This window comes from Mesorhizobium kowhaii (genome assembly GCF_003253745.1).
Lineage (GTDB): Bacteria > Pseudomonadota > Alphaproteobacteria > Rhizobiales > Rhizobiaceae > Mesorhizobium > Mesorhizobium kowhaii.
In genome coordinates, this window is sequence record NZ_MZXV01000010.1 from 101,062 (window position 1) to 112,880 (window position 11,819).

Consider the following 11,819-nt stretch of genomic DNA (forward strand, 5'->3'; position numbering starts at 1 on the left):
GAAAATTGTCACCATGACAAATTGGCTTCCAGATCTCACCGCCGGCTCCGGGCCGCTGTATCAGCGGCTTGCGGATTCCATCGAAACGGACATCGACCGGCGGGTGATCGACGCAGGGGCAAAGCTGCCGCCGCAACGCGACCTCGCCTACGACATCGGCACCACTGTCGGCACGGTCGGCCGGGCCTATCAATTGCTGCGCGAGCGCGGGCTGGTGAGCGGCGAAGTCGGGCGTGGAACCTATGTGCTCGGCCAGCGCGCTGACGGCCCAAAGCCGGACTTGCTAGCTCCCGACGTCAGCGGCGAAGGCACACGCTATATCGATGCGCCGCGCGGCAAGCTGCGTTTCGACAGCACGGCAGCGCCCGACATCGGCCAGGGCGCCGTCGTCGCCGATGTCCTGTCGCGCACGGCGCAGGACCATCCGCATGAGATTTCAAGCTACACACGGGATTTTCCGGACCGCTGGTACGAAGCCGGCGCCCGCTGGCTGTCGCGCAATTCCTTCCGCCCAAAAGCCGACGCCATTGTCCCCACGCTCGGCACCCATGCCGCGGTGATGGCGGCAATCGCAGCGCTGACAACGCCCGGCGATTATGTCGCCTTCGAGCACCTCACCTACTCGCAGATTTCCCGCAGTGCCGGGCTGATCGGCCGGCGCACCGCGCTGGTGGCGTCGGATGACCAGGGCATCGACCCGGCCGATTTCGAGCGCGTCTGCGCGCAAAAGCATCCCAAAATGATCTTCCTGATGCCGACGGCGCAGAATCCCACCCTGGTGACCTTGTCGGCGTCACGTCGCGAGGCGATCGCGCGTGTCGCGCGCGAATACAATGTCGTTCTCATCGAGGACGATCTCTACGGAAACTTGACCGATGATCCGACGCCGCTGCTGGCCGAATACGCGCCCGAACGCACCATTGTCGCCGGCGGCCTGTCGAAATCGGTGGCGGCGGGTGTGCGCGGCGGCTGGCTGTCCTGCCCGCCCGCCTATCGCCATCGCATCCGCGTCGCCCACAAGATGATGACCGGAGGAATGCCCTTCCTGCTGGCGGAGGTGAATACCCGGCTGGTGCTGTCCGGCCAGGCGGATGAGATACGCAAGCGCAGTATCGCCGAAATCGGCGCCCGCATCGCCATCGTGCGCGAGACACTGGCCGGCTTCGCGTTCAAGTCACACGAAAAGGTGCCCTTTGTCTGGCTGACCCTGCCCGACCCGTGGCTTTCCGGCACCTTCAAGAACGCCTGTCTCGAACATGGCGTGCTGATCGACGACGAGGACGAGTTCAAGGCCGGCCGCTCCGAGCAGGTTTTCCACGGCGTCCGCTTCGGCGTTTCACAGCCGAGACAACGCAAGGACATCGCCGAAGGCGTCGCGGTCATCAGGCGTCTGCTGGATGAGGGCCGCGCCGGCTACGACAGCTTCTCCTGAGCCATGAGGCGCCTCGCGCGCGAGGGATCGCTACCCGCTGGGGATTGCCCTGTGGCTTTGTCCGGCTTTCGCGCGTTTTTCGTCGATCCATGGGTGTATCGGCCTCAAAGCTTGCGATAAGACGGGACTCAAATCCCAACGCCCCGGATACAAATCGCCGCCCATGACCATTTCCAATTCCGTGCCGATCACCCCCGAGCTCATCGCCGCGCATGGGCTGAAGCCCGACGAGTATCAGCGCATCCTCGACCTCGTCGGGCGCGAGCCGAGCTTCACCGAACTCGGCATCTTCTCGGCGATGTGGAACGAGCATTGTTCGTACAAATCCTCGAAGAAATGGCTGCGCACCTTGCCGACGACAGGCCCGCAGGTGATCCAGGGGCCGGGCGAGAATGCCGGCGTGGTCGACATCGGCGACGGCGACTGCGTCGTCTTCAAGATGGAGAGCCACAACCATCCCTCGTTCATCGAGCCCTATCAAGGTGCGGCGACCGGCGTCGGCGGCATATTGCGCGACGTCTTCACCATGGGCGCGCGGCCGATCGCGGCGATGAATGCGCTGCGCTTCGGCGCGCCTGACCATCCCAAGACCAGGCACCTCGTCTCCGGTGTGGTTTCCGGCGTCGGCGGCTACGGCAACGCCTTCGGCGTGCCGACGGTCGGCGGCGAGGTCAATTTCGACGCCCGGTACAACGGCAACATCCTGGTCAACGCTTTTGCTGCCGGCATCGCCAAGACAGACGCGATCTTCCTGTCGGAAGCCAAGGGCGTCGGCCTGCCGGTCGTTTATCTCGGCGCCAAGACCGGCCGCGACGGCGTCGGTGGCGCCACCATGGCGTCGGCCGAATTCGACGACAAGATCGACGAGAAGCGCCCGACCGTGCAAGTCGGCGATCCCTTCACCGAAAAGTGCCTGCTCGAGGCCTGCCTCGAACTGATGGCCTCGGGTGCGGTCATCGCCATCCAGGACATGGGCGCGGCCGGCCTCACCTGCTCCGCGGTCGAGATGGGCGCCAAGGGCGATCTCGGCATCGAGCTCGATCTCGACAAGGTGCCGGTACGCGAAGAGCGCATGAGCGCCTATGAGATGATGCTGTCGGAAAGCCAGGAGCGCATGCTGATGGTGCTGCGCCCCGAAAAGGAAAAGGAAGCCGAGGCGATCTTCCACAAATGGGGGCTCGACTTCGCCATCGTCGGCAAGACCACCGACGATCTGCGTTTTCGCGTGCTGCACCAGGGCGACGAGGTCGCCGACCTGCCGATCAAGGATCTTGGCGACAAGGCACCGGAATACGACAGGCCTTGGGTCGAATCCAAAAAGCCGGCGCCGCTTGCCGCCAACGACGTTCCGCAGGCCGATGTGGCCGATGCGCTGTTGAAGCTGCTCGGCGGACCGGATCTTTCGTCGCGCCGCTGGGTCTGGGAGCAATATGACACGCTGATCCAGGGCAATTCGCTGCAGCTTCCCGGCGGCGACGCCGGCGTGGTGCGCGTCGACGGCCATCCCACCAAGGCGCTCGCTTTCTCCTCCGACGTCACGCCGCGCTATTGCGAAGCCGACCCTTATGAGGGCGGCAAGCAGGCGGTGGCCGAATGCTGGCGCAACCTGACCGCCACCGGCGCGCTGCCGCTGGCGGCCACAGACAACCTCAATTTCGGCAATCCGGAACGGCCTGAGATCATGGGCCAGCTGGTCGGCGCGGTGAAAGGCATCGGCGACGCCTGCCGCGCACTCGGCTTCCCGATCGTCTCCGGCAACGTCTCGCTCTACAACGAGACCAACGGCCAGGGCATCCTGCCGACGCCGACCATCGGCGGTGTCGGTCTGATCGCCGACTGGTCGAAGATGGTGCGAACCGGCTTTGCGGCGCAAGGCCAGATGATCCTGCTGGTTGGTGCGCCCGCTTTCTGGGGAACGCATCTCGGCCAATCGGTCTATATGCGCGATATCCATGGGCGCAGCGACGGCCCGCCGCCCCCGGTCGACCTCGAGCATGAAAAACGCGTCGGCGACCATGTGCGCGCGTTGATTGCGTCCGGCATCGTCACGGCGGCGCATGACGTTTCCGACGGCGGCATCGCCGTGGCCCTGGCCGAAATGGCGATGGCGTCCGGCATCGGCGCCACCGTCCCCGGGCTTGTCGGCACCGATCCGATCCCGGTCTGGTTCGGTGAGGATCAGGGGCGCTATCTCCTGACGCTGTCGATCGATCCGGATAGTGATGAATGGGACGCCATCCGTAAGCAGCAAGGCGAACTCGGCATCTTCGCGCCATGGATCGGCTCGACCGGCGGCAGCGCGCTGAAGCTTGGCGAGGCGCGGGCGATCCCGGTCAGCGAACTGAGCGCCGCGCACGAAGGCTGGTTCCCCCGCTTCATGGATCAGGCCAGTTGACGAGAGCATGATCCCGAAAAGTGGAAACCGGTTTTCTCGGACAAACGGAAAACCGTTTTGTCCAGAGATCATGCTCAATCACAGGAAACTGGCTGCCCAGGCGCTGCTTGCAGTCGTTTTCTGGCCGTCGCTGTTCTTCTTCTGGTTCCTCGGGCCGTTCGTCTTTTTCCTGCTGTCGACGACCTCGAGCGAGGTTTGCGCCCGGCTGGAAACACGTGCCGAGTTCCTCGCCGCGGCCAACGGCACCATTCCGATGCTTGCGGTACAGAACTTGATCTATGCCGTTCCGATCCTGTGCCTGGTGCTATGGGGCCGGCTTTTGCCGGAGCCCGCGCGAGCAAGGCATATTGTCACCTGCATCAAGCTTTTCGCCGCCGCGGTGGTCGTTGGAGCGCTGTGGGAATACGGCTCCTCGCTTGTCTGCGATGGCTACGGTCAGCCATTCTTCTCGCCGTTCTGGCGAATGACGAGCTATCTCCCCATCGTCAGCCTGATTATCAACGTTCCGCTCTATGTGCTGGCCTTTAGCCTTGGCCGCGCTTTTTCGACGCGCGAGGATGCTGCCGAGGACGAAGCAAGCCCACCAGCCTAGGTCTGCCCTTGAGGGCTCCGGGTCTTCTTGCCTGTGGCAGGACTGAACGGCTTCAATCCGGACCAGAAAGGCTTTAGGCTCGCCCGACTCTTATCAGATGGTCGGCTACCGGCCGCTCGAAACAGGATTTTGCCATGGCAATGGATGCCCACGACATCGAAAAACTGATCAAGGACGGCATTCCGGACGCCAAGGTGACGATCCGCGATCTGGCCGGTGATGGCGACCATTACGCGGCCGAGGTGGTGGCAGAGAGCTTTCGCGGCAAGAGCCGCGTCCAGCAGCACCAGATGGTCTATGACGCGCTGAAGGGCAATATGGGCGGCGTGCTGCACGCGCTGGCGCTGCAGACCAGCGTTCCCGACTAATCCGCATAAACCGCCGCCCCCCGGTTTTGCCGAACTGAGCCTAGCGCCGGCGTTCATCTGCGTGCGTGGCCAGCAAATAACATCGGCACGCTGACATCCGATTGGAGACCGGTGTCGCAACAGCCGCTTGGCCCAACACGGCCCATCCTTTGCGCCATTTCAGCCGCGGCACGGCTAACGTCTTGTTTCGAGCAATCGTTGGGTTTATTTGAAAGGTATGTTTCGAGCCTGACTCCCACAGGCGGGAAAGGATGTTCCATGAGCGGTATCAACGACTACATCGACAACGAAGTGAAGGGCAACGACGTCGTCCTTTTCATGAAGGGCACGCCCGGTTTTCCGCAGTGCGGATTTTCCGGCCAGGTCGTCCAGATCCTCGACTATATCGGCGCCGACTACAAAGGCGTGGACGTGCTGACCTCGGCCGAGCTGCGCCAAGGCATCAAGGAATATTCCAATTGGCCGACAATCCCGCAGCTTTACGTCAAGGGTGAATTCGTCGGCGGCTGCGACATCATCCGCGAGATGTTCCAGGCAGGCGAACTGCAGACGTTCCTCGTCGAGAAGGGCGTAAGCGTCAAAGGCGCCGCCTGATTTCAGTTTCTTGCATGAACCGAAAATCGATGTCGATTTTCGGTTCGTGCACCAGGCGCCAGGGCAGCCCCACCTCGGCAATTTTATGTCCCGGATATCGGGACCAGGACGAGCCAATGCGCCGGCCCGCCGGCGCGTTTTTCGTTTGAGAGATCGGACTTGCCGTGGACCAGCCATCAGTAGCGCCGCAATCGGCGAGCAAGCTGCCCATTCCGCGCTGGGAGTTCATCGCGCTGTGCGCCGCGCTAATGGCGCTGAACTCGCTGGCCATCGACATCATGCTGCCGGCCCTGCAGCAGATCGGCGCTTCGCTCGGCGTCGAGAATGAAAACCATCGGCAATATGTCATAACAGCCTATATTCTGGGCTTCGGCGGCGGCCAGCTTTTCTTCGGTCCGATCTCGGATCGTTTCGGACGGCGCGCGCCGCTGGTTGCCGGGCTGGTGATCTATGTCGCCGCCGCCGCAGCGGCCGCTGTTGCGCCAAGCTTTGAAACGCTTCTGCTGTGCCGGGCCGTGCAAGGCATTGGTGCGGCCGCGACCCGCGTCATTGCCGTCTCGATCGTGCGTGATACGTTCGATGGCCGGCGCATGGCCGAGGTGATGTCGCTGATCTTCATGGTGTTCATGGCGATACCGGTCATTGCTCCCGGCATCGGCCAGTTCATCATGCTGTTCGCAACCTGGCATTGGATCTTCGTCACCATGGCGGTCGGCGCTCTGATCGTGTCGGCGTGGTCGCTGCTGCGCCTGCCAGAAACGCTGCATCCGGAGTATCGCAGGCCACTGACGGTTTCATCCGTCGTCGGCGGGTTCCACATCGTGCTGACCAATCGCATAGCACTCTGCTACGCCTTCGCCAGCACTTTCGTCTTCGGCGCCATGTTCGGCTTCATCGCCTCGGCGCAGCAGATTTATGTCGACATGTTCAACGTCGGCGAGATGTTCCCGGTCATCTTCGCCGGGGTTGCGGGCGTGCTTGCTTTCTCCAACTATCTGAACTCGCGCCTTGTCGGCCGCATCGGCATGCGCCGCCTGTCGCAGAGCGCGCTGCTGTTGTTTCTGGTCATCAGCCTCGCCTGGCTGGTCGTTTCGCTTGAAATGAAGATGCCACTCTGGCTTTTCATCACCTTCTTTGCCGGCGCCATGCTGCCGTTCGGTGCACTCGGCGCCAATTTCAACGCGCTTGCGATGGAACCGCTCGGCCAACTGGCCGGCACGGCGTCGTCCATACTGGGCTTCATGCAGACCTTTCTCGGTGGCATTCTCGGCACGCTGATCGGTCAGGCTTTCAACGGCACGGTGACGCCATTGGCCGCCGGCTTCTGCAGCGTCTCGGTCGCAGCGCTGCTGATGATTTTCATTGCCGAGCGCGGCAAGATGTTCCAGCCGCACAACCCACCCGTCTCAGGGCACATCACCGACTTGCATTAAATTATTGTTTCGATCTTTCAGCCGAACAACCTGCCGGTTCAACGCTGACCGCAGGAATCTATTCTGCCCAGAGTTCGCGGCGTAGAACCTGCCAGCTTTCCCTATCCGGTGCGACAAGCAGACCACCGCCGAGATGCGAGGGCAGATAGGCGCTGCCGTCGAAACGCGCGGCGTGGCCGCCGGCCTCGGCATGGATCAGCACACCGGCCTGATGATCCCACGGCATCAGCTTGTTGTAGACGACGAAATGGGCATGGCCGCTGGCCAAGAGGCGGTATTCGTGCGCCGCGCAGCGATAGGCGAATTGCGACAGGATCTTCGTCTGGTTGCGCGCCAGCCGCGACCGCTCCGGCTCAGGCATGTATTGCCAGGAGACAGAGCCGGTCATTTCCGAGATCGGCGCAGGCGCCGCTACGTGCACCTTTTCCAGACTGCCATGCGCATGCCTGATATGGCTGCCGGCGCCCTTGGCGCCAATCAGCCAGTCCTTGCCGACCGGATCGTGGATGATGCCGACAACGGTTTCGCCCTTGACCACGACCGCCAACATGACGCCGAACAGCGGCACGCCGGATGCGAAGTTGAAAGTGCCGTCCACCGGGTCGATGACGAAAGCCAGATCGGCATCGCCCAGGCCATCGAGCAGCGCCGGATCGTCGGAACAGGCTTCCTCGCCGACCACCATCGCCGAAGGATAACGCTCGCGCAGCCTGGTGGTGATCAGGCGCTCGGCATTCACGTCGGCCTGGGTCACCAGATCGGCGGCCGAGGTCTTCTGCCGGACGTCGCCGTCGCCCAGCCGGCGAAAGCGCGGCATGATCTCGGCCTGGGCTGCCTCGGCCAGAATGCCGGCCAGCCAGTCGATCGCGGTGTCGTCAAATGTCATTGGAAATATCTTGCCTGGTGGTGAGGGTGTCGTTGAGCGCGGCGAAGTCGAACAGTTTTCTGTCGAGCAGGTGCGATGGCCTGCCGTTGGACAGCGCACGCAGCATGGTGTCCTTGCGGCCGGGCATGCGCCTTTCGATATCCTCGAGCATCGCCTTCATGGCGTTGCGCTGCAGGCCTTCCTGACTGCCGCAGAGATCGCAGGGAATGATCGGGAACCGCATCGCCGCGGCAAATTTCTCAAGGTCGGTTTCGGCGCAGTAGCTCAGCGGCCGCAGCACCATGACGTCGCCCTCGTCGTTGAGCAGTTTTGGCGGCATGGCGGCGAGACGGCCGCCATGGAACAGGTTCATGAAGAAGGTCTCCAGAATGTCCTCGCGATGGTGGCCAAGCACCAGCGCCGAGCATCCCTCTTCCCGCGCGATGCGATAGAGATGGCCACGCCTGAGCCGCGAGCAGAGCGAGCAATAGGTGCTGCCCTCGGGCAGCTTGTCGGTGACGACGGAATAGGTGTCCTGATACTCGATCCGGTGCGGTATGGCGTGGCTGTCGAGATAGTCGGGCAGGATGTGTTTGGGGAAATTCGGCTGGCCCTGGTCCAGGTTGCAGGCCAGCAAATCGACAGGCAACAGCCCGCGCCATTTGAGGTCGAGCAGCACGGCGAGCAGCCCGTAGGAATCCTTGCCGCCTGAGAGGGCTACGAGCCAGCGCTGGCCGGGCTTGACCATCGAGAAATCCTCGATGGCCTGGCGGGTGAGACGCAGCAGCCGCTTGCGCAATTTGTTGAACTCGACCGAGGACGGCACATCGGCAAACAGCGGATGGAAGCCGCCTTCGCTGTCGGCAATCGGGTCAAGCGTTTCGATGTCTGGCAGCATGTTCATGGCATGTCGCTTTCGTGGACACTTTGTTCGGAGCAATTCCGGACGGAAAACCGGTTCCCACTTTCCTGGAATTGCTCGGAGCGCCCGGATTAGCGGACATGGCAGACAAAGAAAAGGCCGCCTCGACGGGCGGCCTTTGGATGGTGTCGCAAATGCGTTCGCTCAGCGCGAATTGAATTCGTCGCTTAGCGCGAATAGAATTCGACGACCAGGTTCGGTTCCATCTGCACGGCGAACGGAACGTCAGCCAGGCCGGGAATGCGCGAGAAGGTCGCGACCATCTTGTTATGATCGGCTTCGATGTAGTCCGGCACGTCGCGTTCGGCCAAACCCACCGATTCCAGAACGATGACCAACTGCTTCGACTTTTCGCGGACTTCGATGACGTCGCCCGGCTTGCAGCGGTACGAGCCGATGTTGACGCGCTTGCCGTTGACGTTGACGTGGCCGTGGTTGACGAACTGACGGGCGGCGAAAATCGTCGGCACGAACTTGGAGCGGTAGACGACCGCGTCAAGACGCGACTCGAGCAGACCGATCAGGTTCTCGGAGGTATCGCCCTTGCGGCGATCGGCCTCTTCATAGACCTTGCGGAACTGCTTTTCCGAAACGTCGCCATAGTGACCCTTCAGCTTCTGCTTGGCGCGCAGCTGCAGGCCGAAATCGGAAAGCTTGCCCTTGCGGCGCTGACCATGCTGGCCGGGACCGTATTCACGCTTGTTGACCGGGGATTTCGGGCGGCCCCAGATATTTTCGCCAAGACGGCGGTCGATCTTGTACTTCGCGGATTCGCGCTTGCTCATCGCATTCCCTTTTCAAAACAACACACCCGGAACCTCATGGTCCGGGTGAAGGAAACGCGCCCTCCTCTGGCCTCCGTTTTCGAGACCTGACAGGGTTTTCCCACGCAACGCGGCGGAAAACCCACGGGACACGTCATTTCAAACAAGATCAGAAACGACTAGGCACTCTGATCTTGCGCATACAAAACAAACACCGGACATCGCTGCCCGGTGGTGGCGGCTGGTTAAACCGAGATTTAACCGGTGTCAAGCTTTTGAATAGCGCAACGGAATGCAACCCTATACCGATCTGAGCGTAGATGCGATGCCGGATATGGCGGCAGGTTTGCGCCAACGGCACCAGGAAGGGACTGGAGCTAGAGCAGCATGATTCTTGTGAAGAAATTCTTCCTTACCCTGGCAGGCGCTGCGGTGCTTGCGGGCTCGATGGCGGTGGCGCCGGAACCGGCGATGGCGCGTCATTGGCACGGACACCATCAGGTTTGCCGCATCATCGTGACGAAGAGAGTGGTGTGGCGGCATGGTCACCGCAGAGTGATCGTCCACAGGGTACGGCGCTGCCACGGCTGGTGATATCAGTCCGGGCCCGGTTGACCGGGAAATAACCCATCCATCGCAATGATCGAAGCCCGCGGTTTTATCCGCGGGCTTTCACTTTGGTGCTTCTCTCCCACACGACACGCGACCGGGGTCAGCTGTCCGATTTCCTTTCCGGCAGACCCTTGCGCTTCGTCTCGGCGAATTCCTCGAGCTGCTTTTCGCTCATCGATTCATACATTCCCTTTGAAGCGCCTTTGAGCTCGCTCTTTTTGGTCTCGCCGCGCTTGGCCGACAAAGCGGCGCCGGCGGCTTTCTGCTGGGCTTTCGAGGTGGCTGGCATGGCTGTTTCTCCGTTGCTCTCAGAAGAAACGCCCCGCTTCGGTGACGGTTCCAGCCCCGGTGGCTCGGTTCCCGGCCCGCTTGGTGCCAGTTCGCCACGTGGTCAGGCCTGGCGATTTTCGTTGGCAGCCTTCCCGTGTCTGGAACCCCAGTGTAGGACGGCTGAATGAAATCTCTGACCGATCCCTCACAAGCTCTCTCCACTGGCCTGGCGAAAATCCGCACCGAATTCCACGTGCCAGATGGATTTCCGGTAGTCGTAGTGGCCGCCGCGGAGGCGGCGGCCAAACGTGTGCCCAACCAGCATGCCGATCGAACAGCGATGCCCTTCGTCACGCTCGATCCGGCGAGCTCCACCGATCTTGATCAGGCGTTCTCAATCGAGGCGAGTGGCGGCGATCTTCTGCTGCATTACGCCATTGCCGACGTAGCCTGGTTCGTCGAGGACGGTGACGCGGTCGATCTCGAAGCCTGGACGCGGGGCGAGACGCTTTACTTGCCGGACGGCAAGGCCGGGCTCTACCCGCCGGTAATTGCCGAGGCTGCAGCGAGCCTGTTGCCGGATGGATCGCGGCCAGCGGTTGTCTTCACGGTTCGGGTTGCGCAGGACGGTGCGGCGAAGTTGGACGGCGCGGAGCGGGCAATCATTCAAAGCCGCGCGAAGCTCGCCTATGACAGTGTGAAGGCCTCCGACGTTCCGGCCGGCTTCGCCGAAATGGCGCGACGCATGGCAATGAACGAAAAGCGTCGTGGTGCTTCGCGCGTCGACCCACCCGAGCAGGAGGTTGAAAGGCTCGCCGATGGTACATTCCGGCTTTCGTTCAGACCGCTGCTGCAATCCGAGCAAGACAACGCCGCGCTTTCGCTGGCTGCAAACATGGCGATTGCCGACGCCATGTTTGCGCATCATACCGGGTTGTTTCGGGTGATGTCGGAGCCAGATGCTTTCAGGGTCCAAAGACTGCGCAGCGCGGCACAGGCTCTCGGGCTGTCTTGGCCGGCCTCCACCAGCTTGCGCGACTATCAGCGAACCCTTGACCCGACCGATCCGCAACAGGCGGCGCTGATGTTGGAAATCCGCCATGCAAGCGCCGGCGCATCCTACCAACCCTACAAAGAAGGTGTTGTCCCTTGGCATGAGGCGATGGCAGCGACATATGCCCATGCAACGGCGCCACTCAGACGACTGGCCGATCGCTACGTCGTGCGCTGCGCGCTGGCCATCGCCAATGGCCAGCCGGTGTCCCAGGCTGTCACCGACGCGTTCGCCAGATTGCCGCAGGTGATGGGGCGTGCGGATAGCCACGCTTCGCAGATCAACCACGCGGCCATCGACCTTGCCGAGGCGGTAATGCTGAAGGGACGCGAGGGCGAGACGTTCAAAGCTGCTGTCACCGACGTCGTCGACCATGGCGTGCGCGTTCAGCTTGCCGACATGCCTGTCGTTGCCAACGTAAAGGCCTCCGGGCTTAGACAGGGCGACGATCTGACGCTAAGGCTGGTCTTGGCCGATCCAGATCAACGCAGCATCGTCTTCGAACCTGTTTAAGTGGC

At 62.2% G+C, this 11,819-nt stretch carries 12 protein-coding genes; 8 read left to right on the forward strand and 4 right to left on the reverse strand.

From position 1 onward, the window contains the following. The first annotated feature begins 13 nt into the window (after positions 1–13). From B5V02_RS01675 to B5V02_RS01700, 6 genes are all read left to right on the forward strand, one after another. A complete protein-coding gene (locus B5V02_RS01675; protein WP_111542516.1) occupies positions 14–1,432 on the forward strand; it encodes an aminotransferase-like domain-containing protein in 1,419 nt (472 codons plus the stop codon). Positions 1,433–1,595: 163 nt separating this feature from the next. Further along, positions 1,596–3,827: a phosphoribosylformylglycinamidine synthase subunit PurL gene (gene purL / locus B5V02_RS01680; RefSeq protein WP_111542517.1), complete on the forward strand. Its 2,232-nt coding sequence runs from the start codon at positions 1,596–1,598 to the stop codon at positions 3,825–3,827. 70 nt (positions 3,828–3,897) lie between these two features. Next, entirely contained in the window at positions 3,898–4,419 is a 522-nt protein-coding gene (locus B5V02_RS01685) for a hypothetical protein (protein ID WP_111542590.1), read from the forward strand. Between the two features lie 134 nt (positions 4,420–4,553). Then, the gene (locus tag B5V02_RS01690; RefSeq protein ID WP_010909092.1) at positions 4,554–4,787 is read left to right on the forward strand and encodes a BolA/IbaG family iron-sulfur metabolism protein; all 234 of its coding nucleotides are present in this window, start codon (positions 4,554–4,556) and stop codon (positions 4,785–4,787) included. A 258-nt stretch (positions 4,788–5,045) separates the two neighbouring features. Beyond that, positions 5,046–5,381, forward strand: a complete 336-nt coding sequence (gene grxD, locus B5V02_RS01695; RefSeq protein ID WP_111542518.1) for a Grx4 family monothiol glutaredoxin — start codon at positions 5,046–5,048, stop codon at positions 5,379–5,381. A gap of 164 nt (positions 5,382–5,545) precedes the next feature. Next, positions 5,546–6,814: a multidrug effflux MFS transporter gene (locus tag B5V02_RS01700; protein WP_111542519.1), complete on the forward strand. Its 1,269-nt coding sequence runs from the start codon at positions 5,546–5,548 to the stop codon at positions 6,812–6,814. Positions 6,815–6,872: 58 nt separating this feature from the next. On the opposite strand, the gene B5V02_RS01705 is transcribed toward B5V02_RS01700, so the two are convergent. From B5V02_RS01705 to rpsD, 3 genes are all read right to left on the reverse strand, one after another. Further along, positions 6,873–7,700, reverse strand: coding sequence for an inositol monophosphatase family protein (locus B5V02_RS01705; protein WP_111542520.1), 828 nt, complete (start codon positions 7,698–7,700; stop codon positions 6,873–6,875). Beyond that, a complete protein-coding gene (ttcA, locus tag B5V02_RS01710) occupies positions 7,690–8,583 on the reverse strand; it encodes a tRNA 2-thiocytidine(32) synthetase TtcA (RefSeq protein WP_111542521.1) in 894 nt (297 codons plus the stop codon). The genes B5V02_RS01705 and ttcA overlap by 11 nt, the downstream gene beginning before the upstream one ends. 185 nt (positions 8,584–8,768) lie before the next feature. Then, positions 8,769–9,386, reverse strand: a complete 618-nt coding sequence (rpsD, locus tag B5V02_RS01715) for a 30S ribosomal protein S4 (RefSeq protein WP_027028657.1) — start codon at positions 9,384–9,386, stop codon at positions 8,769–8,771. Between the two features lie 366 nt (positions 9,387–9,752). Here rpsD and B5V02_RS01720 point away from each other — a divergent pair, with 366 nt between their 5' ends. Further along, entirely contained in the window at positions 9,753–9,959 is a 207-nt protein-coding gene (locus B5V02_RS01720) for a hypothetical protein (protein WP_245445589.1), read from the forward strand. Positions 9,960–10,077: 118 nt separating this feature from the next. Here the strand turns inward: B5V02_RS01720 and B5V02_RS01725 are convergent, their stop codons facing one another. Continuing rightward, entirely contained in the window at positions 10,078–10,266 is a 189-nt protein-coding gene (locus tag B5V02_RS01725; RefSeq protein WP_111542522.1) for a DUF3008 family protein, read from the reverse strand. 165 nt (positions 10,267–10,431) lie between these two features. On the opposite strand from B5V02_RS01725, the gene B5V02_RS01730 reads away from it, so the two are divergent. Further along, complete coding sequence (locus tag B5V02_RS01730; protein ID WP_111542523.1) at positions 10,432–11,814, forward strand: RNB domain-containing ribonuclease; 1,383 nt, start codon at positions 10,432–10,434, stop codon at positions 11,812–11,814. Positions 11,815–11,819: the final 5 nt, after the last annotated feature.

Bases quoted from the DNA above. Each gene is read 5' to 3' on its own strand.
- B5V02_RS01675 (WP_111542516.1), top strand. From the start codon at position 14: ATGACAAATTGGCTTCCAGATCTCACCGCCGGCTCCGGGCCGCTGTAT.
- rpsD (WP_027028657.1), bottom strand. From the start codon at position 9,386: ATGAGCAAGCGCGAATCCGCGAAGTACAAGATCGACCGCCGTCTTGGC.
- B5V02_RS01730 (WP_111542523.1), top strand. From the start codon at position 10,432: ATGAAATCTCTGACCGATCCCTCACAAGCTCTCTCCACTGGCCTGGCG.
- B5V02_RS01690 (WP_010909092.1), top strand. From the start codon at position 4,554: ATGGCAATGGATGCCCACGACATCGAAAAACTGATCAAGGACGGCATT.
- grxD (WP_111542518.1), top strand. From the start codon at position 5,046: ATGAGCGGTATCAACGACTACATCGACAACGAAGTGAAGGGCAACGAC.
- ttcA (WP_111542521.1), bottom strand. From the start codon at position 8,583: ATGAACATGCTGCCAGACATCGAAACGCTTGACCCGATTGCCGACAGC.
- purL (WP_111542517.1), top strand. From the start codon at position 1,596: ATGACCATTTCCAATTCCGTGCCGATCACCCCCGAGCTCATCGCCGCG.
- B5V02_RS01725 (WP_111542522.1), bottom strand. From the start codon at position 10,266: ATGCCAGCCACCTCGAAAGCCCAGCAGAAAGCCGCCGGCGCCGCTTTG.
- B5V02_RS01685 (WP_111542590.1), top strand. From the start codon at position 3,898: ATGCTCAATCACAGGAAACTGGCTGCCCAGGCGCTGCTTGCAGTCGTT.
- B5V02_RS01705 (WP_111542520.1), bottom strand. From the start codon at position 7,700: ATGACATTTGACGACACCGCGATCGACTGGCTGGCCGGCATTCTGGCC.
- B5V02_RS01720 (WP_245445589.1), top strand. From the start codon at position 9,753: ATGATTCTTGTGAAGAAATTCTTCCTTACCCTGGCAGGCGCTGCGGTG.